We start from the raw sequence: 24,935 nt of genomic DNA on the forward strand, positions 1-24,935 counted from the left end.
TCGACCCACCGCGCTCCGCGCGCACTCCCCCGCCCCGCTGACCGCCCTCTAGGACGACGATGTCTCCACGGACAGGTGCCCGGCGCCGCCTCGGCTCCATACGTCTCTCCCTGATCCTGCTGGCGCTCGTGCCGAGCGTCACCCTCGCCGCCATGTGGGGCGTGACGACGACACAGATGTTCTCCGAAGGACTACGGCTGCGCTCGCAGACGCAACTGAGCAGGTCCACCGGGGCCATGGGCACCGAGGCCACGCTCGCCCTGCAGCAGGAGCGCAGCCTGTCGGCCGTATGGGTGGCTTCGGGGCACGGCTCCCGGGCCGCACTGGACGCCCAGCGGAAGAAGACCGACGCGGCGGTCGCCAAGCTGGTCGACCGGGCCGACGCGATCAAGAAGGCACCGGCCCGCATCAAGGACCGGCTGTACTCGGTCGTCGCCTCGGTGAGCAGCCTGGAGTACTACCGCGGCCAGGTGGACGACCCCACCGACATCACCGCCGCACAGTCGCTCGGCCAGTACACCTCGATCATCGACGACCAGATCCACGGCTTCCAGGAGCTCTCCCAGGTCGACGACGGCGACCTCACCTCGCAGGCCGGTCCGCTCGTCGCGCTGGAGCACGCGGCCGAGCTGGTGTCCGAGGAGGACACGCAGCTCACCCTGGCCGGGCCCGCCGGGTACATGGACGAGAAGACCTGGGCCGAGTTCGCGCAGTTGGTGAACGCCCGCCGCTGGCTCGTGCAGGACCAGATCGTCCCCTCGCTCAGCGGTGACGCGAAGCGGCAGACCGAGCGGATCCTGCAGAGCGCGGACTGGAAGACCCTGGAGTCCATCGAGGGCAAGGTGCTCGCCGCCCGCGCGACCATGGGCAAGGACCACAGGATCGCCCTGCCGGACGTGCAGAAGCAGTGGCGCGCCGCGCTGATCAAGGTCTCCGACGAGTACTCGGCCCTCATCCGGCAGCGGACGGCCGACCTGCTCCACCGCAGCGCCGAAAGGGCGCACGAACTGCTGGTCACCGCAGCCTCCCTGAGCGTCGGCGGACTCGTCGCCCTGCTGCTGTGCGTCGGCATGTCCTGGCGCATCACCCGCTCCCTGTCCCGGCGGCTGCACGGTCTCAGGATGGCCACCCTCGGTCTGGCCGAGGACCGGCTGCCCGACGTCGTCGCGCGGCTGGACCGCGGCGAGCGGATCGACGTGGAGCTGGCGACACCGCCGCTGGACTACGGCGAGGACGAACTCGGCCAGGTGGCCAAGGCGTTCAACACCGCACAGCGCACGGCCGTGCACACCGCGGTCGAACTCGCCGACATCCGGCGCGGCTTCCAGAAGGTCATCCTCGGCATCGCCCGGCAGAGCCAGAACCTGGTCAACCTTCAGCTCAGCAGGCTCGACGGGCTGGAACGGCAGCACACCGACCCGGACGTCCTCAAGGGTCTGTACGAACTCGACTCCACCGCGAGCCAGTTGCGCCGCTACGAGGAGAACCTCGTCATCATCAGCGGTGAGCGGCCCGGACGCAGCTGGACCGAGCCGGTCGCGCTGATCGACATCCTGCGCAGCGCCGTCGGCGAGGTCGCCGAGTACCAGCGGGTGGACGTGCGCACCGACGAGGAGGTGAGCCTCGCCCCGCCCGCGGTCGCGGACGTGATCCATCTCCTGGCCGAGCTCCTCGACAACGCGACCGTGTACTCCCCCGCGCCCAGCCCGGTCGAGGTGCGCGCGGCGATGGTGGCCAAGGGCCTGGCCATCGAGGTCGAGGACCGCGGGCTCGGCATGTCCGAGGAGGACTATGCCTCGCTCAACGCCCAGTTGGCGGTGGAGCCCCAGTTCGACGTGGTGGCCCTGGCCGACGATCTTCGGCTCGGCATGTTCGTGATTGCCCGGCTCGCCACCCGGCACGGCATCGCCGTCACCCTGCGTCCGTCGCCGTTCGGCGGGACCACGGCGATCGTCCTCGTCCCGCACGAGATCGTCGTACGGGAGACCCTTGCCCCGCCCGCGCCGGACGCCACGGACGGGGCGGCGGACGAGAAGGAGTCCGAGGCCGCGCCGCCGCTCCCCCAGCGAGCGCGGCAGGCGAAGCCGGCCCGTACCGCCGACGCCCGCGAGGAGCCGCCCCGATCCGGTGGGACCGGCCGGTCCGGCAGTCCCGTCCCGCTGCCGCGCCGGGTGCCGCAGACGAGCCTGGCGCTCGAACTGCGCGAGGAGTCGGCGCCGGCCGAGGAGGACGGCTTCCCGGACGACTTCACCGCGGAACGCGCCGCGTCGTCGCTGGCCGGCTTCCAGCGCGGCACGCTCAAGGCACGTGACGAGGAGGGCGAACCGCAGTACGACCAGGCAGAGAAGGATCCGCAGTACGACCAGGCAGAGGAAACCGCTCCACAGGACCCGGAGGTGGACGTCCCCGCCGCAGCCGAGCTCCCGGCTCCGCCCGAGCAGCCGGACCCCGCTCCTCGACTCAGCCCGCCGACCGCTCATGAAGGAACCTGACATGACCCGCCCCACCCCTGCCACGCACACCCAGCTCGACCAGCTGCTCACCGGACTCGTCGACCGGGTCGCCGAGGTGAACCACGCCGTCGTCCTGTCCGAGGACGGACTCGTGGTCAGCAAGTCGACCGGGTTCCTGCGTGACGACGCCGAACGCCTGGCCGCGACCGCGTCCGGCCTGATGAGCCTCAGCAAGGGCGTCAGCATGGACTTCCGCGGCGGCCCGGTGCGCCAGGCCCTCATCGAGATGGCCAACAGCTATCTGATCCTGACGGCCGCCGGACCCGGCGCCCATCTCGTCGTCCTCACCAGCCAGGGCGCCGACGTGGGTGTGGTGGCGTACCAGATGAACATGCTGGTGAAGAAGATCGGCGAGCACCTCAGCGCGGCACCGCGCACGGGCCTCGTCGTGTCCGAACGCGGCGAGTGAGGTGAGCGGGGGCGACGCGGCGGGCCGTCTCGTACGGCCGTTCGCCCTGACCGGCGGACGGACCCGGCCCAGCCGCGCCGACTTCACGCTGATCACGACGGTGACCGCGGTGGATCCGCCACCCGCGTGGGCCGGCCGGCTGCAGCCCGAGCACACCCGGATCCTTCGGCAGTGCGCTCGGCCGGTCGCCGTCGCCGAGCTCGCCGCCCACCTCGACCTGCCCGTGAGCGTCGTCGTCATCCTGCTCTGCGACCTGCTGGAGTCCGGCCGGATCACCGCCCACCCACCGCACCCCCTCTGCCACGCGGAACCCGATCTGGAGCTGCTGCAGAAGGTGCGGGACGGCCTCGGGCACCTCTGAGACCCACCGAAGACGAAAGGGCACCGCCACTCATGGCCAGCCAGATCCGCCGGACGGGCCCCGCCTCCGCCGCCGGGGCGGTCGCCGCCCCCGACACCGTCAAGATCCTGATCGCTGGGGGATTCGGTGTCGGGAAGACCACCATGGTCGCGTCGGTCAGCGAGATCGTCCCGCTGCGCACCGAGGAACCGCTGACCACCGCGGGCCTCGACATCGACGACCTCGACGGGATCGAGGAGAAACGGTCCACCACGGTGGCCCTGGACTTCGGCCGGATCACCATCGGCAGCGATCTGGTGCTGTACCTGTTCGGCACCCCCGGGCAGCAGCGGTTCTGGTTCATGTGGAACGACCTGGCGGTGGGGGCACTGGGTGCCGTGGTGCTGGTCGATGTCCGCCGGCCGCGGGCCAGCTTCGCGGCCATCGACTTCTTCGAACGGCGGCGCATCCCGTTCGTGGTCGGCGTCAACGGCTTCCACGGGCTCCACCCGTACACACCCGAGGAGGTCCGGGACGCCCTGGCGCTGCCCGAGGGCACCCCCGTGCTGCTGTGCGACGCACGGGAGCGTGAGTCGTCGCGCGACGTGCTGATCGCCCTGATCGACCGGCTGATCGCCGCGGCCGTCCGGGCAGGCGGGAAGGGCTGAGGGGAGGGCCGTAGCGGGCCACGGCCTGTCCGGCGCCGCCCGCCCGTCTCAGCAGGTCGGCACGAATCCCCCGTCGATGCGGATGTCGCTGCCCACGATGTTCGCGGCCCTGTCGCCCGCCAGGAAGACCACCAGGTCGGCGATCTCCGAGGCCCGGGAGAAGCGGCCGCTGACCGTGGCGGCCGCCGCCCGTGCCACCACGTCCTCGGGGCTCAGTCCCGCCGCGGACGAGACGGTGTCGGCAACTCCGCCCCCGCCCAGCCACAGCTCCGTCTCCACCGGTCCGGGGCTGACGCTGTTGACCCGCACGCCACGCGGTCCGAACTCCTTCGAGAGCGCCTTGGAGAAGTTGACCAGGGCCGCCTTGGCCGCGCCGTAGTCGACGACCAGGGGGTCCGGGAGTTCGGCGTTGACGGAGGCGATGTTGACGATGGAGCCGCGTCCCGCCTCCAGCATCCGCGGCAGCACGGCCCGGGTCACCGCGACCGTGGCGAACAGGTTGAGATCGAGGGTCTGCCGCCACTCGGCGTCGGTCACGGCGAGGAATCCGCCGGGGCGCGCGGGGGCCGCGCCCACGTTGTTCACCAGCACATCGATGCGGAGCCCGGCTTCCGCCGCCAGCCGCTCCGCACTGTCCGGCTCGGTCAGGTCGAGCGGGATCCAGCGGGCGGTCCCGCTCTTCACCAGCGCGTCCAGCCCGGGGGTGGAGGTTCTGGCGGCCGCGACGACCTGGGCCCCGGCCGCCGCCAGCGCTTCGGCCACGGCCAGTCCGATCCCCTTGCTCGCACCGGTGACCACGGCCGTTCTGTCCTGCAGTTCCGCTGCCATCGCCCGCTCCTCGCTGCGGATGGATCCCTTCCTCTCCAGACTGAGGCCGAACGGCGGCCCCCGCCCGGGCTGCGCGACGCGGCCACGGCGACGGCGTCCGTCCTTACGGAGCGATGACGTGCCGGGCGCGCTCGTGTCGTGCGGTGGTGGTAAGGACCTAGCGTGTGGGTATGCGTGTACTGGTCACCGGCGGTGCCGGGTTCATCGGGTCCCATGTCGTCGAGGCGCTGGTGGCGCGCGGGCACGAGCCCGTGGTGTTCGACGTGCGCGCGGACACGGGCGGCGACGTGCGTGACGGGGCTTCGGTCGCCCGCGCCCTGGCCGGCGTCGACGCCGTCTGCCACCAGGCGGCCATGGTCGGTCTGGGCCGGGGCTTCGCCGACGCGGCCGAGTACGTCTCCCGCAACGACCTCGGCACCGCCGTACTGCTCACCGCCCTGGCGGACGCGGGGGTACGGAACCTGGTGCTGGCCGGGTCGATGGTGGTCTACGGCGAGGGCCGCTACGAGTGCGGTCGGCACGGGGTCGTACGGCCCGGGCCGCGGGCCGTGGCCGACCTGGACGCGGGGCGCTTCGAGCCGGTGTGCCCGAGGTGCGGTGAGGAGCTGTCCCCCGGGCTGGTCGGTGAGGACGCGCCCGTCGATCCACGGAACGTGTACGCCACGACCAAGCTCGCCCAGGAACATCTGGCGGCCGCCTGGGCGAGGGCGACGGGCGGGTCGGCCGTGTCGCTGCGCTACCACAACGTGTACGGGCCCGGGATGCCCCGGGACACCCCGTACGCCGGCGTCGCCTCCTTCTTCCGGTCCGCGCTGGCCCACGGCGAGGCCCCGCGTGTCTTCGAGGACGGCCGCCAGCGGCGGGACTTCATTCACGTACGGGACGTGGCGGCGGCCAATGTGGCGGCGCTGGAGGCGGATCCGGCCGCCGGTGCGCTCACCGCGTACAACACGGGCAGCGGGGAGCCGCACACCGTCGGCGAGATGGCGCAGGCGCTGGCCGTCGCGTACGGCGGCCCCGAACCCGTCGTCACCGGGGAGTACCGCCTGGGCGACGTACGGCACATCACGGCGGACTCGTCGCGACTGCGAGCCGCGCTGGGCTGGAAGCCCGAGGTCGGCTTCGAGGCGGGCATGCGCGAGTTCGCGCGGGCGCGGCTGCGCGGGGAAGAGCCCGGCACACGGTGACCGTCGCGCGGGGCGTCACCGCTCGGCCGCGGGCAGGGTCACCTCGAAGCGGCAGCCGCCGGGGATGTTGCGTACGGCGGCCCGGCCCTCATGAGCCTCGACGATCCCGCGGACGATGGCCAGGCCCAGGCCCGCCCCGGCGGGCGGCGTGCGCGCGTGCGTGCCGCGCCAGCCGGTGTCGAAGACCCGCGGCAGGTCCTCCTCCGGAATGCCGCCGCAGCCGTCGGACACCGACACCACGACACCGTCCGGACAGCGTTCGGCGGCCACCGCGACCGTCCCGTCGGCCGGTGTCCGCCGGATCGCGTTGACCAGCAGATTGCCCAGCACCCGGCTCATCTCCTTGCCGTCCACCTCGACCGGCACGGGTTCGACCCGGTCGCCGACGAGCCGCACCCCGAGTTCGCGGGCGAGCGGATCGACTCCCGCGAGGGCGTCGCCGACCAGGTCGTACAGGGAGATCCGGGACGGGGACAGGGCCAGGGTGCCGGCGTGGATGCGGGAGAGTTCGAACAGGTCGCCGACCATGTCGTTGAGCCGCTCCACCTCGGTGCGGATCTGCTTGAGGTAGCGGTCCGGGTCGGCGGCCACGCCGTCCTCAAGGGCCTCCGCCATGGCCCGCAGGCCGGCCAGCGGGGTGCGCAGGTCGTGCGAGATCCAGGCGACGAGGTCGCGGCGGGAGGACTCAAGGGCGCGTTCGCGGTCGCGGGACTCGGCGAGCCTGGCGCTGGTGGCCGCCAGTTCCCGGCTCAGGGCGGCGAGTTCGGCGGTCGCCGGAGCGTCCGGCGCGGCGAAGTCGCCGTCGTCGCCGAAGGAGCGGGCGGCGAGCTGGAGTTCGCGGCTGCGGGCGACGACCCAGCGGCCGAGCAGCAGCGCGGTGGCGAGGGAGACGACGGCCGCCATCGCGACGACCGTCGTCACGACGCTCAGGTCGTGCGCCGAGAGGAACATCGCCTCCGCCACGGCCAGGGTCCCGGCGAACATGGCGAACACGGCGACGGAGGCCACCACGGTGAGCGAGGCGGTGAAGGACCGCTTGCGGATCAGCCGCAGGACGAGCGCTCCGGCGAGGCCGGTCGCGGCGGCGCCGAGGAATGCGTACAGGGCGATGAGGAGGGTGTCCCGCACGGTCAACTCCCTTCCTGTCCACCGGAGTCGAAGCGGTAGCCGACCCCCCACACGGTCTGGATGAGGCGCGGGCTTGCCGGGTCGTCCTCGACCTTGCCGCGCAGCCGGCGGACATGGACGGTGACCGTGGACAGATCACCGAAGTCCCAGCCCCACACCTCGCGCATCAGATCCTCACGGCCGTAGGCCCGGCCGGGATGACGCAGGAAGAAGGCGAGCAGGTCGAACTCACGGAGCGTGAGGGCCAGTTCGACGCCGTTCTTGGTGGCGCGACGGGCGCCGGGGTCGACTTGGAGACCGGCCGCGCCGAGCGGGCCCGTACCTGCACCGGGCCGGGTGCGCCGCAGCACCGACTCCACCCTGAGGACCAGCTCTCGGGGGCTGAACGGTTTGGTGACGTAGTCGTCCGCCCCGACCTCCAGGCCCAGGATGCGATCGTCCTCGTCGCCGCGCGCGGTGAGCATGATCACCGGCACCGGGCCGTGCCCGCGCAGCCGGCGGCACACCTCCAGGCCGTCCATGCCGGGCAGCATCAGGTCCAGGACCACCAGGTCCGGCCAGTGCGCGCCTGCCCGGGCGAGCGCCGAGGGCCCGTCCGGGGCCCGGTCCACGACAAAGCCCGCGCGGTTCAGATAGCCGGAGACGACCTCGGCGACGGTGGGATCGTCGTCCACGACCAGGACGCGGGCGCCCTCGCCCGGCCGCCTCGTGGCGGTCGCCGGCTCATCGGCTTCGGTCGCCGGGCCATCGGCTTCGTACGGCTGCTGCATGCGTCCAGCCTCGCACCACCCCACCCGCCCATGCGGTCCGCCAGGGCGGTCCGGCCCCGGACGTCCGTGTTTCGTAAGGAGCGGAAGCCCGAAATGCACCATTCGCGTTCGTAGGGTGAAAGCCGTGACGATCTCTCCCCCTTCCCCGGACGTCGACGTTGTCCTGCCCTGTCTGAACGAGGCCGAGGCCCTGCCCTGGGTTCTCGCCCGCGTTCCGCGGGGCTGGCGCGCGCTCGTCGTGGACAACGGCTCCACCGACGGCTCGGCGGACATCGCCCGCGCACTGGGCGCGACCGTGGTGCACGAACCCCGACGCGGGTTCGGTTCCGCCTGCCACGCGGGCCTGGCCGCCGCCACCGCGGACATCGTGTGCTTCTGCGACTGCGACGCCTCGCTCGACCCCTCGCTGCTGGCGCCCTTCGTCGGCGAGGTGTGCGCCGGCGAGGCGGACCTGGTGCTCGGCCGGCGGCGACCGCAGGGCCGGGGCGCGTGGCCGCCGCACGCCCGGGCGGGCAACCTCGCGCTCGCCCTGATACTGCGCCGCCGCACCGGACTGCGCCTGCACGACCTCGGCCCGCTGCGCGCCGCCCGCCGCGAAGGACTGATGGCCCTCGCCCTGACCGACCGGCGCAACGGCTACCCGCTCCAGATGGTCGTGCGTGCCGCCGACGCGGGCTGGCGCATCGCCGAGCACGACGTGCCGTATCGGCCGCGGTCCGGCGTCTCCAAGGTGACGGGCACCTGGCGCGGCACCTGGCAGGCGGTACGGGACATGCGCCGCGTGCTGGCCGAGCCGCCCGTCCGAGAGGGGATCCCCCGGTGACCACGCTGCTCGTCATCGCCAAGGAGCCGCTTCCGGGGCGGGTCAAGACCCGGCTGACGCCACCGTTCAGCGCCCAGCAGGCGGCGGCGCTCGCCGAGGCGGCCCTCGCGGACACCCTGCGCACCGTGGCGGCCACTCCCGCCGCCCGGCGCGTCCTCGTCCTGGACGGGGCGCCCGGCCCCTGGCTGCCGCCCGGCTTCGACGTCGTACCGCAGTGCGCGGGCGGGCTGGACGAGCGGCTGGCCGGCGCCTTCGCCCGGTGCGACGGCCCGGCCCTCCTCATCGGCATGGACACACCGCAGGTGACCCCGGATCTGCTCACGGTGGACTTCGCCGGCTGCGACGCGTATTTCGGTCCTGCCGAGGACGGCGGGTTCTGGGCCCTGGGGCTGGCCGAGCCCGACCCCGGACTGCTGCGGGGCGTACCCATGTCGACGCCGATGACCGGCGCCGTCCAGCGTGAGCGGCTGGTCGCCGCGGGCCTGCGGGTGCGCGACCTGCCCCGGCTGCGCGACGTCGACACCGCCGCCGACGCCCACGCCGTCGCCGCCGCGGCACCGTACGGCCGGTTCGCGGCCCGGCTGGCCCGGCTGACGGCGGTCGCGGGCCGATGAGTCCCGCACTCAAGCCCGGTGCTCAGTGAGTCTCGGGCGGCCGGTGCCTCGTGGCCCTGCGCAGTCGCAGCACCAGCAGCAGGGCCGAGCCGCCGAACAGTACGGCGGTGATCAGCAGCCAGCGGGTCAGGAAGCCGTCCGTCGACAGGCCGGCGGCCAGCTGGTAGTCGCTGTCCATCTGACCGCTGATCAGGGGGAACCACATCAGGAGCAGGAGCAGGGACAGGGCCGCCGGGACCCGGACGTACACCGCCCACTCCCGGCGGCCGGTCGCGTCCAGGCCCCGGAAGACGGCACGGTCCGCCGACGAGTACAGCGGCAGCAGCACCAGGTCGTGCAGCAGTGCCGCGCCGACGAACCACAGCGCCACGCCGAGCCAGTCACCCGCCAGCAGGCGCACCCCGGCGTATCCGGCCAGCGCGAACGAGCAGCCGAGCAGCAGCAGTTGCAGCGGGCTGCCGAGGGGGATCCGGCGGGTCATCCGAGGTCTCCGAAGGTCATCCGGGCCACCCACTTGGTGTTGAGGACACCGGGCGCCGCGGGAACGATGATCCGCGCCGGATAGCCGTGGTCGAGGGTCAGGTCCTCGCCGTTGGCGTACAGAGCGAGCAGCGAGCGCGGGTCCGCCACCTGGTTGGCGCGCAGCGCGGCCTTGCGGAACGCGCCGTGGCGCTGCAGGGACTCGATGAACACGTCCGGTGCACTGCCGTCGTGTCCGACGAGGGCCGCGAGGTCGCGCAGGCGCACCCCGCGCCACCACTGGTCGCCGGTCGACCAGCCCTCGACACAGGCGATGGGCAGCGCGGAGCTGTGCAGGGGCAGTCGGGCGAGTTCGGCGCGGCCGAGCCGGACGGTTCCGGTGCGGCCGGTGACCACGAGCCGCCAGGCGTCGTCGCTCGTCTCCGCCACGGTGATGTGCGCGTACGCGGCCGTCTTGTTGATCTGGAAACCGCCGGGGCCGCTGCCCGGGTCGGCCCAGCCGTGCGGCGCGAGCAGGGCGGTCGCGCGCAGCGGCTGGTCGAAGCTGCGGCCGGCGCTGGTCGCGAACAGCAGCAGGGAGCCACCGCCTACGAACCACAGCGCGCCACGCCGGGAGACGGTGGGCGGACCGGGCCTCGGCGACACCAGCTCGCCCTCCTCCGGCAGCCCGCGCAGGGTCCTTACGGCCGTGGGCAGTTTGAGCGCGGCGTGCGCGACGAAGGCCGCGAAGAAGACCCAGGCGCCGTAGAAGTGCAGGGGGTAGAAGGAGCCGGGAAAGATGTAGTCGAGCTGGATGTTGAGGACGCCTGTCGTGAACTCGAACAGCGCGCCCCCGACCAGCAGCAGCAAGGAGACCCGCTCCAGCGCGTGGGCCACGGAGCGGGCCGGCGGCAGCGTGAACAGCTTCGGCACGACCGACCACAGCTTGGCCAGCAGCACCGGGATCAGCGTGAGCCCGAGGGTGACGTGCACGCCCTGGGCGAACCGGTAGAGCCAGTACGGGCTCGTCGGCCAGGAGAAGAGGTAGAAGCCGAGGATGCCCTTGTCGGGGGTCATGTCGTTCACCGGCGACAGGTCCGGGTTGTAGGCGGCGTAAGAGACCAGCCCGGTCACGAACAGCACGGTGATGCCGACGAGCAGGACGACGCCGAGCACGGAGGTGAACCAGGGGCCGCGCACGGAGCTGCGCCAGAAGCCGGGCGAGGTGGGGAGCCGTTGGTCGCGCATGATCAGACCGTAGGGCGGGAGCACCCCCGCACCGGGCGCGCAACTCCTGACGAAACGCTGACGTCCGGCCCATGCGCCGATGTTCCGGCCGCCTTTCGGCCTAGCGTTCCGCTGTGACCCGCGCCCATCTCCGCGACCTGTGTGCCGTCGCGGCCGCCGCCCTGCTCGTCCTGACGGCCGTCGTCGTCGGCCGCCACATCCAGGACGCCCATCGCACCCTGTTCGTCCACTGGCCTCCGCTGTTCGCCGACTGGGACCCCCATGTGGGGCCGGGCACCCCGGCAGCCCTGGTCGTGGCGGTGGCCGTGATCGCCTACGGTCCGCGGCTCGCCCTGCGGCTGCCGTGGCGGGCGCTGCTCGTGGCGGCCTGGGGCGCCTCGCTCGCCTGGACCTGGTCACTGGCGCTGGTCGACGGCTGGCAGCGGGGCGTCGCGGGCCGGCTCACCACCACCAATGAGTACCTCAGGGTCGTCGACCGCTTCCACGACATCCCCGGCACCCTGCGCGACTTCACCCACCACATCCTGGCCCAGTCGCCCGCGCCCTGGCCCGCCCATATCGCCGGCCATCCCCCGGCCGCGACGGTGACCTTCGTCCTGCTCGACCATGTGGGTCTGCGGGGCGGGGGCTGGGCGGGAGCCTGGTGCATCACCGTCGGCACCACCGCCTGTGCGGCCGTGCTGGTGACGGTGGGGCTGCTGGGGGGACGGGAACTCGCCCGACGGGCCGCGCCGTTCCTGGTGCTGGCGCCGGCCGCGGTGTGGGTCGGGACGTCGGCCGACGGATACTTCGCGGCCGTGGCCGCCTGGTCCGTCGCGCTGCTCGCGATGGCGTTGGCCGGGCGGTCGGGGGCCGGCGCACGGGCCACGGCCACGTTCGGCGCCGGGCTGCTGTTCGGTCTGACCTGCTATCTCTCGTACGGCCTCACGCTGTTCGCGCTGATCGGTGCCGCCGTGGTGCTGCTCGGCCGGGTCCGGGCCCATGACCTTCTCCGAGGGCTGCCGTTGCTCCTGGCGGGCCTCGCCGTGGTGCCGCTGCTGTTCACCCTCGCCGGCTTCGACTGGTGGGAGGGATACCGGCTCCTGGTCACGCGCTACTACCAAGGAGTCGGCGGCATCCGTCCCTACGGCTACTGGGTCTGGGCGAACCTGGCCTGCACCGTGCTGACCGTCGGATTCGCGACCGCGGCCGGTCTCGGCCGGGCCGGTCCCGCTCTCGTCCGCGACCGCACCGCCCTGCTGCCCCGTCGGTCACCGGAAACCGCCGACGTGACCGACCCGGCCGTCGCTGCCGACGCGCGCCTCGCGCTGCTCGTGTTCAGTGCACTGGTGGCGCTGCTCGTCGCCGACCTCTCCGGCATGAGCAAGGCGGAGACGGAACGCATCTGGCTGCCGTTCGCCCTGTGGCTGCTGCCCTCCTGCGCGCTCCTCACCGGCCCGCGGGCCTGGCTCACCGCACAGGCCGTCCTCGCTCTGCTCATCAACCACCTTCTTTTCACAGGTTGGTGATGGAGCATCAGCAATTCGCACGGACGATGCGGCGGCAACCTCCCGGTCGCCGCCGCTGTCCGTAGGGATCGGACTACGGGGTGGCGCAGGCGCCGGTCGCGCACGCCGTGAGCCACTGGTCGAAGTCGTCGTCGTAGCGGGTGCCGATGCCGGTGGCGTAGACGTCGTATCCGCCCTGGTAGTCGCCCACCCGGAAGCGGGCGAGCATGCTCTGGATGTCCGCCGGGTGCTTCTCGAACATGTAGCGGGCCGCCAGATAGCCCCACGGATAGGTGCGGGTCACATCGCTGTTGGCGTAGGTGTTCTGGAACAGCGTGCTCAGCCGGTAGGTGTGCTTGCCGGCCTCGGCGACCGCCTGGTCGTCGGTGATTCCGCGGTATCCGTAGGAGACGTACTCGGCCAGGCCCTCGATCCACCAGACGTCCGGGACCGACGTCTGCCGGCCGAAGTCGCCCAACATGTCGTCACGGGCGTCGAGGAAGTGTGTGTACTCGTGGTTGAGGTTCCATATCCGCGCCGGGAAGCCATTGTCGTAGTTCTTCTGGTACATGATCGAAAGCGGTTGGTTGGCCGGGTCGGACGGGTCTCCTTCCAGGGTGATGCCGCCGTTGTCCGTGCTGACGCCGTAGATCGCCCCGGCGTAGGTCTGGTAGTCGGCCCGGCTGGCGAAGACGACGAGGTGGATGGTCGACACATACTGGCCGGGTATGGGTCCGTCGTCCTTGACCAGGCCGTGGAAGTAGGCGTCCTGGCCCAGCACACTGGCGCAGGCGGCGTCGAGGTCGGCCGCGGTGAGCGACTGCGCGCGGATGGTGTGCGCGGAGTCGCAGGTGTGGGTGATCGGCAGGGCGGCCCTGGTCAGCAGGCCGGGCAGGTCGCATACGCCGTAGTACGAGCAGTTGGCGCGGTCGTAGGCGTCCGCCTGCGTCGCCACCGCGACCCACAGCCCGGCCGTGGGGCCGGTGATCGCCGAGGTGTCCAGCAGGTCCTTGGCCAGGGGCCGGACCATCGGCTGAAGCGCCGGGTGCTCGACGTAGCGGGCGAGGTTCATCCCGGCGTTGGAGTCCAGGTAGGCGCGGTCGGTGCCGAGCAGGTCGAGGTGGTCGTGCGCGAAGGTGTCGAGGGTCTCGACGACGCTCGGGTCCGCGGCGACGGCGTCGACGTACTCCGGGTTCCAATTGCCTCGCCAGAGAGGGGTGTAGACGTCGTTGACGGCCGCGATCATGGCGGCGATGTCGTCGTAGGAGCTGTCGTAGTCCTGGAGCATCCGCTGATAGACGCTCAGATAGCGGGCCTGCTGGTCGGCGCTGTCGGTGAGGATGACGACCTCGCCCAGCACGTCGCCGTTGGCGGCGGTGACGTCCCGCGAGTGCCGGCGGGCGAAGAAGGCGTCCAGGCCGCTCGTGGTGGCCGTGGTCAGGCGCGGGCCGTAGGGGCCGACGTCGGTCGGGTGGTTGAACTGCACGTAGTAGCCGGCGCGCAGGAACAGGACGAGTTGCCACACGCGGTCCGTGTTGTCACCGCGGTAGGTGCGCGCGGCGCGGGTGAAGGCGTTCGCGACGGTGACCATCTGGGACTGGCGGAAGACATCGTGCGCGGCCGAACCGGTCACCGCGAACAGGGTGTTGACGCAGTCCGTGGTCGAGGCCCTGACCAGGGCGACGAGTGCGGCACCGGTTCTGCTGCCGAAGTCGGCGGGTGTGCAGGAGGCCGCCTGCTTGGTGGTTCGCTGACGGACGGGCGCCGGCTGCAGGGGTGGCAGTTGGGCGGGGCTGAGCCGACGGTCCTGTACGGCGGGACGGTCGGCGGTGCGGACGGTCGAGCCGGTCGGCGGTGGGGCCGACGTCGGCCTGTGTGGGGCGGTGACTGCGGTGCTGTCGGCCGGGGCGGGGGGCGCTGCGAGAGCCGGCGTCGACAACAGGCCGGCGAGGGTGACGCAGACGGCGAGAACGCCGGCCTTGCGTCCGGGCAGCGCGGAGCGATAGCGCATCTGGGCTCCTCCACGGATGGATGCGCCTCTATGGGGGTTGGTGAGGCGTGTCCAGCACTGTGCCAAGGGCTGCGTGCGCCAACAATGGCATGTGACATAGCACATGACGTCCGGCGGCCCATAACATCCGGCGCCGGCGGCCTCGGCTACTTGCCGGCACCGCTCCAGGTGCGCGCGGCCCAGGACCTCAAGTGCGGTGACTGTGCGACGAGTTCGCGATGCGCGGCGACCGCCGACTGGAACAGCGTCTCCGCCAGCTCCTGGTCCACCGCGCCCGGCCGCCAGGCCAGTACGTAGCGGCACCACAACGGCGTACCGACCAGCGGTTTGACCACGACCTGCGGGATCGGCCGCATGGTCGGCTGGACGAGTGACACACCGAGTCCGTCGGCGATCATCCGCTGCAACTGCAGCTGGTCACCGAGGAATTCGTGCACGGTCACCGGGGTGAAACCGGCCGCCTCGCAGGCCGTGTAGAAGACTCCCGGCCACCCGGCGCCGTCGTCCGGTGTCACGAACCACGCGTCCTCGGCCAGGTCGGCCAGCGACACCTGGGCGCGGTGCCGCAGGCGGTGGCGGGACGGAAGGGCCACGAAGGTCGGCTCGGTGACGATCCCGCGGTGCGTCACCGCGGCCGAGTGCCGCAGCTCCATGCCCGGGTAGTCGGCGGCGATGGCCGCGTCCACCGTGCCCTCCTCCAGCAACTCGACGATCCGCGAGGAGGCGTACACGCTGTTCACCGAGAGGTCGACGTCCGGCAGCCGGGCCCGGAACCGGGACACCGCGCCCGACAGCACCGGCGAATTGGTCGCCGCCACCCGCAGGGTCCTGCGCGCCTTCGGGGCACCGGGGGCCGGACGGTGGCCGATCGTCTCGACGCGGGCCAGGACGTCGCGGGCCTGGGTGAGCACCTCGGCGCCGTACGGTGTGGGCCGCACCCCGGTGGCCCCGCGCTCGAACAGGGGCTCACCGAAGTGCCCCTCGATCCGGCGGAGCTGGGTGCTGATGGCCGGCTGCGAGTACCCCAGGTCCGCGGCGGCCCGGCCCACGCTCCCCGCATCGGCGATCGCGCACAGCACGCGCAGATGCCGAAGCTCCAGCTCCATCCGTCCACTCCTCGTCCATCGGCTCCGCCGGCGGGGTCCCTCGGCTCCGCCGCCGGTCAGGAAGCGTTTCATCCCGCCGTGGGGCACACAAGGCGGGGCCCCGCGCCGTGTCCGGCACGCGTCCCGCCTCGTTGGACGGGCCGTATCGCCCAAGCACCGCGGGCGCGTGCGAGGCGCCCGGTGAGGAGAGACGGAACGTGACGAAGCACACGACGCGAGTACCGGCGATCCTGCTGCTGGCCGGCGCCGCTCTGGCCGCCACCGCGGCGCCGGTCCTGGCGGCCGGCTCGGGGGCGGGGGCGGGGGCGTCCGATCAGCCCGTCGCCAGGCTGATCGGCCAGGTGGGCGGGCCGCTGGTCGAGTGTGCCGTCGACAGCGGGCTCCAGCACTGCCGGCCGATGAGCATCAATCCCTGACCGGGGCACTCACAGGGGTCCAGAGGTTCACTCCGATGACCCGTTTGAATGATGAAAGCAGGGTGGCGCTAGCATATGAGCGCCACCTAGCTCGAAAGAGATTCCTGTGACTGTCAACGACGACTCGTTCACCGACTGGAAGAACCGCGAAGAGATCGCGGAGTCCATGATCCCGATCATCGGAAAGCTCCACCGGGAGCGGGACGTGACGGTCCTGCTCCACAGCCGCTCCTTGGTGAACAAGTCGGTGGTCAGCATCCTGAAGACGCACCGGTTCGCGCGGCAGATCGACGGCGAGGAGCTCACGGTCACGGAGACGCTGCCGTTCCTGCGGGCTCTCACCACGCTCGACCTCGGCCCGTCCCAGATCGACATCGGCATGCTGGCCGCGACGTACAAGGCCGACGACCGCGGCCTCACGGTGGAGGCGTTCACCGCCGAGGCCGTCGCCGGTGCCACGGGCGCCAACAAGATCGAGGGCGGCGAGGGCCGTGATGTCGTCCTCTACGGCTTCGGCCGCATCGGCCGCCTGGTCGCCCGGCTGCTGATCGAGAAGTCCGGCTCCGGCAACGGCCTGCGGCTGCGCGCCATCGTGGTGCGCGGCGGCGGCGACCAGGACATCGTGAAGCGCGCCTCGCTGCTGCGCCGCGACTCCATCCACGGCCAGTTCCAGGGCACGATCACCGTCGACGAGGCGAACAGCACGATCGTCGCCAACGGCAACGCAATCAAGGTGATCTACGCCAACGACCCGACCGAGGTCGACTACACGGCGTACGGCATCAGGAACGCCATCCTCATCGACAACACGGGCAAGTGGCGCGACCGCGAGGGCCTGTCGCAGCACCTGCGCCCCGGCATCGACAAGGTCGTCCTGACGGCGCCCGGCAAGGGCGACGTCCCGAACATCGTCCACGGCGTCAACCACGACATGATCAAGCCGGACGAGCAGATCCTGTCCTGCGCGTCCTGCACCACCAACGCGATCGTGCCGCCGCTGAAGGCGATGGACGACCGGTTCGGCGTGCTGCGCGGCCACGTGGAGACCGTCCACTCGTTCACCAACGACCAGAACCTGCTGGACAACTACCACAAGGCCGACCGCCGCGGCCGCTCCGCGCCGCTCAACATGGTCATCACCGAGACCGGTGCCGCCTCCGCCGTGGCGAAGGCGCTGCCCGACCTCAAGGCGAAGATCACCGGCAGCTCGATCCGGGTGCCCGTGCCGGACGTCTCGATCGCGATCCTCAACCTGCAGCTCGCGGGCGAGACCACCCGTGAGGAGGTCCTCGACCACCTCCGCGACGTGTCGCTGACCTCGCCGCTCAAGCGCCAGATCGACTTCACCACGGCCCCCGACGCGGTCTCCAGCGACTTCATCGGCTCGCGCCACGCCTCGATCATCGACGCCGGCGCCACGAAGGTGGAGGGCGACAACGCGATCCTCTACCTCTGGTACGACAACGAGTTCGGCTACTCCTGCCAGGTCGTCCGCGTCGTCCAGCACGTCTCCGGGGTGGAGTACCCGACGTACCCGGCCCCGGCGGTCTGATCCGGTCCATTTCCTGCCACGGTGCCCCGGCCGAGATCACGGCCGGGGCACCGCGCATGTGTCCGGCCCGCCGACCGGCAGGCGCTAGGCGGGTTGTGACGGCTGTTCGGTCGGGGACACGCACAGCGCCCAGATGACGAAGCCCGAGAAGGCGATCATCACGATCGACCAGATCGGGTAGTACGGCAGGGAGAGGAAGTTGGCGATGATGAGGAGCCCGGCGATGGTCACGCCGGCGACCCGCCCCCACGTCGACCTCTGGAACAGGCCAAGACTGACGATCACAGCGACCGCGCCCAGGATCAGGTGGACCCAGCCCCAGCCGGAGAGGTCGAACTTGAAGGCGTAGTTCGGTGTCGTGACGAACACGTCGTCCTGGGCGATCGCCATGATGCCCCGGAAGACGTCCAGTATGCCGGCGATCATCAGCATGACGGCCGCGAACGCCGTCAGGCCGCCGGCCCATTGCTGCTTGGTCGTCTGCACTTGCGTCGTGCTGCGTGGAGCGGTCATGCCCGTGCCTCGTTTCCCTATCGTCGGATGTGCTCAGCGACCGGAGGTTGACTGGACGGTTCCGCTCGGGCCGCCCACCGGTCCGGAGTCGCTCAGGACCAGTGCCTTCGCCCTGCCGTACTCCTCGTCCGTGATGTCGCCACGAGCGCGCATCTCGGACAACTTGGCCAGCTCGTCGATGCTGCTGGGCCGGGCCCCGCCGCCCTTGGCGGTCTCGCGGATGTAGGAGTCGAAGGCCTGCTGCTGTGCGCGCGCCTGCTCCACCTCCCGGCGCCCCATGCTCTTGCCGCGGGCGATCACGTAGACGAACACACCCAGGAAGGGCACCAGGACCACGAACACCAGCCAGCCGGCCTTGCCCCAGCCGCTCATGGAGTCGTCATTGAAGATGTCCACGACGATCCGGAACAGCAGGATGAACCACAGGATCCACAGGAAGAACCACAGCATGGTCCAGAAGGCGCTCAGCAGCGGATAGTCGTACGCCAAGTACATCTGCGCGCTCATTTGGTCTCCTCCGTTCCGGGCGCTCGCCCGGCAGCCGGCTGCTGCCGAATTCAGCGTGCCCACGGCAAGGACGGGTCGGCCTCACCCGGGGAGGGTGATCGTGCACGCCCCGCTCGGGACACCGGCTCGGTGTGCGTTCTTCGCTTCGGTGGAGGCCGCCCCGTCGGGAGTGTGCTCCGGTCCGGGACCCGGCTCCGGGCCGCGTGACTCGGTCATGGCTCCTCCTCACGCGATCGGACGGGTCGCCCCCGGACCGCCGACGGGGCGGTGTGCGAGGGCCTCGCCCGGCCAGCGTCCCCCCTGCCGTCGCCCACCGGGTCACCCTCGGCGGGTGATCCCGCCGCACCGCGGTGACGATGAGGGGAAGGCGGACGCGCCCGCCGGTTTCCGGCCGATCGGAACGAGGAGATGTCCGGCGCGATGGAGCGTGGAGGCACGAGATGAGCGGCCCGTTCGACGGCCCGAAGCGGGCGACGCTACTGGCCGTGGCGCGTACGGTCCTCATCACGGCCGCACTCGTCACCGCCTACTACCTGCTCCCCCTGCGCGAGCGCAGCCTGACCGCCACCTCGGCGCTGCTGCTGGGCGGGGTGCTGGCGGTGCTGGTGGTCTTCGCGTGGGAGGTCTGGGCCATCCTGCGCTCGCCCCACCCACGGCTGAAGGCCGTCGAGGCCCTGGTCATCACGCTGGCGCTGTTCCTGGTGCTCTTCGCCAGTGCCTACTACGTGCTGGACGGCACCAGCCCGGGGTCCTTCAGCGAGCCGCTGACCAAGACGGACGCCCTGTACTTCACGCTGACCACGTTCGCCACCGTCGGCTACGGCGACATCACCGCCGTCTCCCAGCTGGGGCGTGTGATGACCATGATCCAGATGACCTGCGGCCTGCTGCTCGCGGGCGTCGCCGTACGGGTGCTGACGAGCGCGGTGAAGGTGGGGCTGAGCCGGCGGGTGCAGGAGCCGCCGCCCGAGCCGGACGCCGGGCGAAGGGCCGGACGGGACAACCCGTGACCGTCACGCAGGCCGTGACCGTCACGCCGGCCGTTCCGGCAGCCGCCGCATCTCCAGCACGCGCAGCCCCAGCGACTGGCAGCGCTTCAGCAGCCGGTAGAAGTGGGCCTCGTCGACGACCGGGCCGATCAGAACCGTCTGACCGGCCAGCGCCGCATGGTCCAGCTCGGGGAAGGCCTTGGCCAGCGTCTCGGACAGGTGTCCTTCGATGCGGATCTCGTAGCGCATGAGCGGCTCTCCCGCGGGCTGTCCGGGGCAGGCGGACCGTTCCCCCTGTCTGTGATCGTCCGCCTCGGGGTGGCGTCCGGCCTCACCCGGTTCGGGTGACCTGCCAGGGCTTCGCAGCTTCGGGCCTTCACGCCTTCACGCCTTCACGCCTTCAGGGCCAGCTTGAACGCGATGATCAGCAGCCCGAGGACCAGGTTGACCACGGCGGTGGCGGCCGACTGCCGCCAGGAGGCACCCGCGCGCCGGGCCGCCGCCACCGACCAGCCCACCTGCCCGGCCACGGCCACCGCGAGCGCCAGCCAGAGCGTGCCCGGCAGGCCGAGGCCCAGCAGCGGGCTCACGGCCACGGCCGCGGCCGGCGGGACGGCGGCCTTGACGATGGGCCACTCGTTGCGGCACACGTGCAGGACGGTCCGGCGGTCCAGGGCCATCTGTGCCAGACGCTCCCCGAACAGCTCGGCATGCACATGCGCGACCCAGAACACCACGCCCGTGAGCAGCAGCAACAGCACGAGCTCCACGCGCGGGAACGCGCCCAGGAGGCCTGCGCCGGCCACCACGGAGGCGGCGAGCATGGAGCCGTAGACGCCTCCCGTGTAGTCGGCATGGGCCCGATGCTCCGCACGGCGTGCCGGGGAGGTGGCGCGTTCGGACGAGGCCATGGTGGTCTCCGCGGGTTCTCAGCAGCCCAGGGATGCCGGTGGAGTGCCCAGGGATGCCGGTGCGGTCACAGCAGTCCCAGTTCGCGTGCCCGGCGCACGGCGTCGCTGCGCCGGTTCACCGCGAGTTTCCGGTAGACGCTCTTGAGGTGGGTCTTGACGGTGTTCACCGAGACGAACAGGTCGGCGGCGATCTCCTCCGTGGACATCATCTGGGCCAGCCGTTGCAGCACGTCGCGCTCGCGTCCGCTCAGTTCCTCCACGATGAACGGCGCGGGCTCCACCGTGATCCGCGGCGGCCCGCCGTGCCGTGGACCGTCGGAGGTGAGCCAGCCCTCGGTCAGTCCCTGGAGCGGGGCCGTGCACAGGAGCCGCCGGACGCGTGGTCCGGCTTCGAGGAACGGCCGCCGCAGCCGCTCGCGCCGGGCCTCCCGGAGTGCCTGGGCGACGAGCCTTCGGGCGGTGCCGGTGTCCCCCTCCTCGTCGGCGGCCTGGGCGCGTACCAGCGCGGCCCGGACGGTGACCGCGGGACCGGACCGGCCCTTGGTGCACAGGCGGTCGAGCAGATCGATCGCCTCCCGGCGGCGCCCCGCGGCGAGATGGGCGCGCGCCGCCTGCACGGCGCACGCCGGCTGGTCGTCGTAGGGCACCTGCTCCAGCACCTCAGCGGCGCTGTCGGGCCGCCCTTCGGCGAGGTGGGCGGCGGACGTGATGAGCGCCGCGTGGCCCTTGGCCCAGGGAGAGGGAACGTCGGCGGGGACGGCGGGGTCGGCCGCCGCCACGGCGGCCTGCGCGTCTCCCCGCGCCAGCAGCAGACGCGCCGCCGCGATGGACCGGCCCGCCGCGGTCACGGGGTCCTGGACGTCGGGGCTGGCGTCGGCCGCCTCGTCGAGGAACGCCTGGGCCCGGGCCAGTTCGTCCCGGTCGACGGCCACGGCGGCCAGGACCAGCCGCCCGATGCCGCAGCCGGACGGCTGGGGCAGGCCGACCCGCTCCGTCTCCGTCATCGCCGCCAGGGCCTTGTGCTCGGCCCGGCCGGGCCAGCCGTTGAGGTAGTCGATCAGTGCCAGATGGCCCAGGGACTCCTCCCGGGGCAGCGCCGTCGACGCTCCGCCGGGGCCGCCGACCACCGAGGACAGGGCGGCGCACGCGTCGTCGAAGTGACCGGCCCACAGGCGCGCCGAACCCAGGTGCGTGAGCAGCAGGGCGGTCAGCTCTGGGTGCTTCTCCAGCAGGTGGGCGGGTATCTCGTGGCGCAGCTCATCGGCCGTCTCCACGGCCTTCTCGGCCTTGCGGGGAGAACCTGCGAGCCGGGCCGCCAGGGCTTCCAGCAGCGCGCAGCTCAGCCACGCCGTCAGGTCGGACCCGTCCGCGGCGAGCCGCTCCTCGGCCTGGCGCAGATGGGTCAGGCCCCGGTCGAGGTCGTGCCGGGACAGGTCGCGCGCGGCGCGGACCAGCTCCGCCGCGGGGCTGGTGGTCTCCGGTCCCATCCGGGAGAACAGTTCGGTCAGGTCGTCGCAGCGCAGGCCTGTGAAGAGCTGCCCGATCGCCAGGTCGTCGACGAGGGCGCCCGCGGTGAACTCCCAGTCGCCAGCGGCCGCGCCATGGGCCAGGGTCTCCGGCAGGGAGCCGGAGCCGCGCAGCCACTTGGCGGCCCGCCGGTGGAGTTCCGGTTCCAGACCGGGCGAACGTGCCCGCAGATGGGCCCGGAGGATCTCCGCGAACAGCGGGTGGAGCCGGTACCAGGTGTGTCCGAGGTGCTCGACGAAGGCGTTCTGGCGGTGCAGTTCGGCCAGGGCGGACGCGGCACCGGCCTGCCCGGTCAGTGCCTCGGCGAGGCCGGGACAGAACCGGTCCAGGACGCTGACGCGCAGCAGGAGGTCCTGTGTCCGGTCCGTCTGCTGTCTGAGCACCTCCGCGAGGAGGAAGTCGGCGACCGCGCTGCGGTCGGCCTCGAACTCCTTCAGGTACGTCGCGGGATCGGGGCTCTCCTGAGCGGCCAGGGCGCACAGCCGCAGCCCCGCGGCCCATCCCCGGGTGCGGTCGACCAGGGAGCCGGCGGCCTCCACGGGAAGGGCCAATCCGTGCAGCTCCAGCAGGGTGGCCGCCTCTTCGGGGGTGAAGGCGAGCTCGGCGTTGCGGATCTCGGTCATGGCGTCCGCCGCCCGGTAGCGGTGCAGCGGCAGCAGCGGTTCGGTGCGGGTGACCAGGACCAGACGCATGCCGCTCCCCGCGTGGTGCAGGACGAATTCCAGCTGGTCCGCGATCTCCGGCGCGCTCACGTGGTCGTACTCGTCGAGTACGACGACCACCGGGCGCTCGCGGCCGCTCAGCTCGGCGGCGAGCCGCGCCAGGAGCTTGTGGTCCACCCGGGTCGCGTCCGCCGGGCAGCCGACCTCGCCGGACACCGGCACGCCGACGGCGCGCAGGGCCTGCAGCAGATAGGCCCAGAACATGCCGGGGCCCTGGTCGCCCGCGTCGTTGGTGAGCCAGGCGACCGTCTCCTCGATGCCTGCGGCCCAGTCGGCGACCAGCAGGGTCTTGCCGGCCCCGGCCGCGCCGTTGACGACCGTCAGGGGCGTCCGCAGCGCCTGGTCGAGGTGGCCCGCCAGGCGCTCGCGCCGCAGGAAGGTGGCAGGCACCGTAGGCAGGGCGAACCGCGTCTGAAGAAACGGTTCTCCCATGGGATCGACGTACGCGTCGGTCGCCGATCCCTCCTCGTTCACATCAACCGCGGCCACTGCGCTCACCACCCCGTCCATCAGGCCATGGGCAGCGCTTTCCCGCTCAATGATTCCATTCATCCCAGACATGCGCAGAACTCACATCCCGCACATGCGCAGAACTCACCTGCCGCACCATCCGGACTCAGCCGGCAGCACCATCCGGCCGATCGGGTCCGATTGACCGGTGGGGCCCCGCGGAGGAATGTGGCCACAGAGGTGTACGAGCACTCAGGAGGCACCGTGACCACCTCAGCGCAGCCACGGGTGTCGGGACTGGAGATCCGGTCCATCGATTACGTCCCCCTGGACGAGCGCCACGGCAAGCTGTGGCACCTGGGCCCGCTGTGGTTCATGTCGAACGCGCAGATCGCCACGCTGGCGGTCGGACTGATCGGCATCACCGAGGGCGGCAACCTCATCTGGTCGCTGCTGGCGATCGTCACCGGCACCCTCATCGGCACGTTCTTCATGGCCTTCCACTCGGCCCAGGGTCCACAGCTCGGGCTGCCCCAGATGATCCAGTCGCGGCCGCAGTTCGGCTATGTCGGGGCCCTGCTGGTGTGGCTGTTCGCGTATGTGCAGTACGCGGGCTTCAACGTGTTCAACACCATCCTCGCCGGGCAGGCCCTGCACACCACGCTGCACGGGGGCGTCAAGCCGTGGGTGGCCGTGGTCACCGTGATCGCCCTGGTCGTCGCGCTGGTGGGCTACGACATCATCCACAAGGCCGAGCGGATCCTGACGTACACCTTCCTGGTCGTCTTCGGGATCTTCACCGTGGGCGTCCTGGTCCATCTGCACTATCCGCCGGGCTCCTTCGACCTGAGCGGCTTCAAGTGGACCCCGTTCCTCGCACAGTTCGGCGTGGTCGCCGGCTACCAGATCAGCTGGGCCATCTACGTCTCGGACTACTCGCGCTACCTCCCCCCGGATGTGACGGTCCGCAAGACCTTCTACTGGACCTACTTCGGGTCGGCACTCGGCGGTATCTGGTTGATGGTCCTCGGGGCCCTGCTGGCCGCCGGGGCCGGCAAGGGCTTCGAGACGATCGCGTCGATCGACGCCGCCGGCGACGAGGTGTTCAGCGGCTTCGGCGCGATTGTGCTGCTGTTCGCCGCGCTGGGGCTGGTGTCGGTCACCGCGCTGAACATGTACGGCGGGTCGCTGACGCTCATCAGCGCGATCGACTCGTTCAAGCGGGTGCGGCCGACGCTCGGTGTGCGGCTGCTGACCATCGGGCTCACCGCGGCGCTCTCCCTGGTCGGGGCGCTGGCCGCGACCTCCCACTTCCTGCAGAACTTCAACAACTTCCTGCTGCTGGTGCTCTATCTGTTCATCCCGTGGACCGCGGTGAACCTCATGGACTACTACGTCGTACGGCGCGGGCACTACGCCATCGCCGAGATCTTCAACCCGTACGGCATCTACGGCCGTTGGGGTTTGCACGGCATCGTCTCCTACCTGGTGGGATTCGCCGTCATGATTCCCTTCTTCTCGGTGGGCACCCTCTTTGTCGGCCCCGCGGCCAAGGCGCTCGACGGCGCGGACATCTCCCTGTTCATCGGGTTGCCGGTCTCGGCGCTGCTGTACTGGTGGCTGACCCGGTCGATCGACGTGGCGGCCGAGCAGCGGGTGGCCGAGGCGGAGGCAATCGAGCTGGAACGGGCCGCGCACGAACACCGCGAACCCTCGCCTTGACTTCGAGAGCACTCCAAGTCCTAACGTCCCGGACG

At 71.6% G+C, this 24,935-nt stretch carries 25 protein-coding genes; 12 read left to right on the forward strand and 13 right to left on the reverse strand.

What is annotated here, in order from left to right:
- Positions 1-59 precede the first annotated feature (59 nt).
- From ACZ4EG_RS09265 to ACZ4EG_RS09280, 4 genes are read left to right on the forward strand one after another with little or no spacing between them, the layout of a single operon-like run.
- Positions 60-2,492, forward strand: a complete 2,433-nt coding sequence (locus ACZ4EG_RS09265) for a sensor histidine kinase (protein WP_467790170.1) — start codon at positions 60-62, stop codon at positions 2,490-2,492.
- A gap of 1 nt (position 2,493) precedes the next feature.
- Positions 2,494-2,922: a roadblock/LC7 domain-containing protein gene (locus ACZ4EG_RS09270; RefSeq protein WP_363301064.1), complete on the forward strand. Its 429-nt coding sequence runs from the start codon at positions 2,494-2,496 to the stop codon at positions 2,920-2,922.
- 1 nt (position 2,923) lies between these two features.
- Positions 2,924-3,283, forward strand: coding sequence for a DUF742 domain-containing protein (locus ACZ4EG_RS09275; RefSeq protein ID WP_390706010.1), 360 nt, complete (start codon positions 2,924-2,926; stop codon positions 3,281-3,283).
- Positions 3,284-3,315: 32 nt separating this feature from the next.
- Complete coding sequence (locus ACZ4EG_RS09280; RefSeq protein ID WP_467790171.1) at positions 3,316-3,930, forward strand: GTP-binding protein; 615 nt, start codon at positions 3,316-3,318, stop codon at positions 3,928-3,930.
- A 48-nt stretch (positions 3,931-3,978) separates the two neighbouring features.
- On the opposite strand, the gene ACZ4EG_RS09285 is transcribed toward ACZ4EG_RS09280, so the two are convergent.
- Positions 3,979-4,758: an SDR family oxidoreductase gene (locus tag ACZ4EG_RS09285; protein ID WP_467790172.1), complete on the reverse strand. Its 780-nt coding sequence runs from the start codon at positions 4,756-4,758 to the stop codon at positions 3,979-3,981.
- Positions 4,759-4,928: 170 nt separating this feature from the next.
- Between ACZ4EG_RS09285 and ACZ4EG_RS09290 the strand changes: the two genes are divergently transcribed.
- A complete protein-coding gene (locus tag ACZ4EG_RS09290; RefSeq protein WP_467790173.1) occupies positions 4,929-5,945 on the forward strand; it encodes an NAD-dependent epimerase/dehydratase family protein in 1,017 nt (338 codons plus the stop codon).
- Between the two features lie 15 nt (positions 5,946-5,960).
- Here the strand turns inward: ACZ4EG_RS09290 and ACZ4EG_RS09295 are convergent, their stop codons facing one another.
- Entirely contained in the window at positions 5,961-7,073 is a 1,113-nt protein-coding gene (locus ACZ4EG_RS09295; RefSeq protein WP_453546345.1) for a sensor histidine kinase, read from the reverse strand.
- 2 nt (positions 7,074-7,075) lie between these two features.
- On the reverse strand, positions 7,076-7,843 hold the full coding sequence (locus tag ACZ4EG_RS09300; protein ID WP_467790174.1) for a response regulator transcription factor: 768 nt from the start codon (positions 7,841-7,843) through the stop codon (positions 7,076-7,078).
- 115 nt (positions 7,844-7,958) lie between these two features.
- Between ACZ4EG_RS09300 and ACZ4EG_RS09305 the strand changes: the two genes are divergently transcribed.
- On the forward strand, positions 7,959-8,666 hold the full coding sequence (locus ACZ4EG_RS09305; protein ID WP_467790175.1) for a glycosyltransferase family 2 protein: 708 nt from the start codon (positions 7,959-7,961) through the stop codon (positions 8,664-8,666).
- Complete coding sequence (locus tag ACZ4EG_RS09310; RefSeq protein ID WP_467790176.1) at positions 8,663-9,280, forward strand: TIGR04282 family arsenosugar biosynthesis glycosyltransferase; 618 nt, start codon at positions 8,663-8,665, stop codon at positions 9,278-9,280. The genes ACZ4EG_RS09305 and ACZ4EG_RS09310 overlap by 4 nt, the downstream gene beginning before the upstream one ends.
- Before the next feature lie 22 nt (positions 9,281-9,302).
- On the opposite strand, the gene ACZ4EG_RS09315 is transcribed toward ACZ4EG_RS09310, so the two are convergent.
- The gene (locus tag ACZ4EG_RS09315; RefSeq protein WP_467790177.1) at positions 9,303-9,761 is read right to left on the reverse strand and encodes a hypothetical protein; all 459 of its coding nucleotides are present in this window, start codon (positions 9,759-9,761) and stop codon (positions 9,303-9,305) included.
- Positions 9,758-10,987: a molybdopterin-dependent oxidoreductase gene (locus tag ACZ4EG_RS09320; RefSeq protein WP_453546334.1), complete on the reverse strand. Its 1,230-nt coding sequence runs from the start codon at positions 10,985-10,987 to the stop codon at positions 9,758-9,760. Before ACZ4EG_RS09320 ends, ACZ4EG_RS09315 begins: the two co-directional genes overlap by 4 nt.
- 113 nt (positions 10,988-11,100) lie before the next feature.
- Between ACZ4EG_RS09320 and ACZ4EG_RS09325 the strand changes: the two genes are divergently transcribed.
- Complete coding sequence (locus ACZ4EG_RS09325) at positions 11,101-12,495, forward strand: hypothetical protein (RefSeq protein ID WP_467790178.1); 1,395 nt, start codon at positions 11,101-11,103, stop codon at positions 12,493-12,495.
- A 73-nt stretch (positions 12,496-12,568) separates the two neighbouring features.
- Here ACZ4EG_RS09325 and ACZ4EG_RS09330 read toward each other — a convergent pair whose 3' ends face one another.
- A complete protein-coding gene (locus tag ACZ4EG_RS09330) occupies positions 12,569-14,485 on the reverse strand; it encodes a collagenase (protein WP_467790179.1) in 1,917 nt (638 codons plus the stop codon).
- A gap of 146 nt (positions 14,486-14,631) precedes the next feature.
- The gene (locus tag ACZ4EG_RS09335) at positions 14,632-15,591 is read right to left on the reverse strand and encodes a LysR family transcriptional regulator (protein ID WP_467790180.1); all 960 of its coding nucleotides are present in this window, start codon (positions 15,589-15,591) and stop codon (positions 14,632-14,634) included.
- A 197-nt stretch (positions 15,592-15,788) separates the two neighbouring features.
- On the opposite strand from ACZ4EG_RS09335, the gene ACZ4EG_RS09340 reads away from it, so the two are divergent.
- Positions 15,789-16,007 carry a hypothetical protein gene (locus ACZ4EG_RS09340; RefSeq protein WP_467790181.1) on the forward strand — a complete coding sequence of 73 codons (219 nt, stop codon included), beginning with the start codon at positions 15,789-15,791 and terminating at the stop codon, positions 16,005-16,007.
- A gap of 106 nt (positions 16,008-16,113) precedes the next feature.
- The gene (locus ACZ4EG_RS09345; protein WP_453546323.1) at positions 16,114-17,559 is read left to right on the forward strand and encodes a glyceraldehyde-3-phosphate dehydrogenase; all 1,446 of its coding nucleotides are present in this window, start codon (positions 16,114-16,116) and stop codon (positions 17,557-17,559) included.
- Positions 17,560-17,643: 84 nt separating this feature from the next.
- Here the strand turns inward: ACZ4EG_RS09345 and ACZ4EG_RS09350 are convergent, their stop codons facing one another.
- The 3 genes from ACZ4EG_RS09350 to ACZ4EG_RS09360 all read right to left on the reverse strand — a co-directional run bounded on the left by ACZ4EG_RS09350 (position 17,644) and on the right by ACZ4EG_RS09360 (position 18,795).
- On the reverse strand, positions 17,644-18,072 hold the full coding sequence (locus tag ACZ4EG_RS09350; protein WP_453546321.1) for a DUF7144 family membrane protein: 429 nt from the start codon (positions 18,070-18,072) through the stop codon (positions 17,644-17,646).
- Between the two features lie 33 nt (positions 18,073-18,105).
- The gene (locus ACZ4EG_RS09355) at positions 18,106-18,579 is read right to left on the reverse strand and encodes an SHOCT domain-containing protein (protein ID WP_467790182.1); all 474 of its coding nucleotides are present in this window, start codon (positions 18,577-18,579) and stop codon (positions 18,106-18,108) included.
- Positions 18,580-18,660: 81 nt separating this feature from the next.
- Entirely contained in the window at positions 18,661-18,795 is a 135-nt protein-coding gene (locus ACZ4EG_RS09360; RefSeq protein ID WP_453546317.1) for a hypothetical protein, read from the reverse strand.
- 224 nt (positions 18,796-19,019) lie between these two features.
- Between ACZ4EG_RS09360 and ACZ4EG_RS09365 the strand changes: the two genes are divergently transcribed.
- Positions 19,020-19,589, forward strand: a complete 570-nt coding sequence (locus ACZ4EG_RS09365; RefSeq protein WP_467790183.1) for a potassium channel family protein — start codon at positions 19,020-19,022, stop codon at positions 19,587-19,589.
- Positions 19,590-19,610: 21 nt separating this feature from the next.
- Here the strand turns inward: ACZ4EG_RS09365 and ACZ4EG_RS09370 are convergent, their stop codons facing one another.
- The 3 genes from ACZ4EG_RS09370 to ACZ4EG_RS09380 all read right to left on the reverse strand — a co-directional run bounded on the left by ACZ4EG_RS09370 (position 19,611) and on the right by ACZ4EG_RS09380 (position 23,238).
- Positions 19,611-19,817 carry a hypothetical protein gene (locus ACZ4EG_RS09370; RefSeq protein WP_316754361.1) on the reverse strand — a complete coding sequence of 69 codons (207 nt, stop codon included), beginning with the start codon at positions 19,815-19,817 and terminating at the stop codon, positions 19,611-19,613.
- A 143-nt stretch (positions 19,818-19,960) separates the two neighbouring features.
- Complete coding sequence (locus tag ACZ4EG_RS09375; protein WP_467790184.1) at positions 19,961-20,479, reverse strand: hypothetical protein; 519 nt, start codon at positions 20,477-20,479, stop codon at positions 19,961-19,963.
- A gap of 65 nt (positions 20,480-20,544) precedes the next feature.
- Positions 20,545-23,238: a winged helix-turn-helix domain-containing protein gene (locus ACZ4EG_RS09380; protein WP_467790417.1), complete on the reverse strand. Its 2,694-nt coding sequence runs from the start codon at positions 23,236-23,238 to the stop codon at positions 20,545-20,547.
- 204 nt (positions 23,239-23,442) lie between these two features.
- Between ACZ4EG_RS09380 and ACZ4EG_RS09385 the strand changes: the two genes are divergently transcribed.
- A complete protein-coding gene (locus tag ACZ4EG_RS09385; protein ID WP_453546309.1) occupies positions 23,443-24,900 on the forward strand; it encodes a purine-cytosine permease family protein in 1,458 nt (485 codons plus the stop codon).
- Positions 24,901-24,935: the final 35 nt, after the last annotated feature.

The sequence above is a fragment of the Streptomyces sp. NPDC025638 genome (assembly GCF_055558775.1).

Excerpts from the sequence above, each read along its gene's own strand:
- ACZ4EG_RS09265 (WP_467790170.1), top strand. The coding sequence starts at position 60 with ATGTCTCCACGGACAGGTGCCCGGCGCCGCCTCGGCTCCATACGTCTC.
- ACZ4EG_RS09270 (WP_363301064.1), top strand. The coding sequence starts at position 2,494 with ATGACCCGCCCCACCCCTGCCACGCACACCCAGCTCGACCAGCTGCTC.
- ACZ4EG_RS09280 (WP_467790171.1), top strand. The coding sequence starts at position 3,316 with ATGGCCAGCCAGATCCGCCGGACGGGCCCCGCCTCCGCCGCCGGGGCG.
- ACZ4EG_RS09285 (WP_467790172.1), bottom strand. The coding sequence starts at position 4,758 with ATGGCAGCGGAACTGCAGGACAGAACGGCCGTGGTCACCGGTGCGAGC.
- ACZ4EG_RS09290 (WP_467790173.1), top strand. The coding sequence starts at position 4,929 with ATGCGTGTACTGGTCACCGGCGGTGCCGGGTTCATCGGGTCCCATGTC.
- ACZ4EG_RS09300 (WP_467790174.1), bottom strand. The coding sequence starts at position 7,843 with ATGCAGCAGCCGTACGAAGCCGATGGCCCGGCGACCGAAGCCGATGAG.
- ACZ4EG_RS09315 (WP_467790177.1), bottom strand. The coding sequence starts at position 9,761 with ATGACCCGCCGGATCCCCCTCGGCAGCCCGCTGCAACTGCTGCTGCTC.
- ACZ4EG_RS09320 (WP_453546334.1), bottom strand. The coding sequence starts at position 10,987 with ATGCGCGACCAACGGCTCCCCACCTCGCCCGGCTTCTGGCGCAGCTCC.
- ACZ4EG_RS09330 (WP_467790179.1), bottom strand. The coding sequence starts at position 14,485 with ATGCGCTATCGCTCCGCGCTGCCCGGACGCAAGGCCGGCGTTCTCGCC.
- ACZ4EG_RS09335 (WP_467790180.1), bottom strand. The coding sequence starts at position 15,591 with ATGGAGCTGGAGCTTCGGCATCTGCGCGTGCTGTGCGCGATCGCCGAT.
- ACZ4EG_RS09350 (WP_453546321.1), bottom strand. The coding sequence starts at position 18,072 with ATGACCGCTCCACGCAGCACGACGCAAGTGCAGACGACCAAGCAGCAA.
- ACZ4EG_RS09355 (WP_467790182.1), bottom strand. The coding sequence starts at position 18,579 with ATGAGCGCGCAGATGTACTTGGCGTACGACTATCCGCTGCTGAGCGCC.
- ACZ4EG_RS09360 (WP_453546317.1), bottom strand. The coding sequence starts at position 18,795 with ATGACCGAGTCACGCGGCCCGGAGCCGGGTCCCGGACCGGAGCACACT.
- ACZ4EG_RS09365 (WP_467790183.1), top strand. The coding sequence starts at position 19,020 with ATGAGCGGCCCGTTCGACGGCCCGAAGCGGGCGACGCTACTGGCCGTG.
- ACZ4EG_RS09370 (WP_316754361.1), bottom strand. The coding sequence starts at position 19,817 with ATGCGCTACGAGATCCGCATCGAAGGACACCTGTCCGAGACGCTGGCC.
- ACZ4EG_RS09375 (WP_467790184.1), bottom strand. The coding sequence starts at position 20,479 with ATGGCCTCGTCCGAACGCGCCACCTCCCCGGCACGCCGTGCGGAGCAT.
- ACZ4EG_RS09380 (WP_467790417.1), bottom strand. The coding sequence starts at position 23,238 with ATGGACGGGGTGGTGAGCGCAGTGGCCGCGGTTGATGTGAACGAGGAG.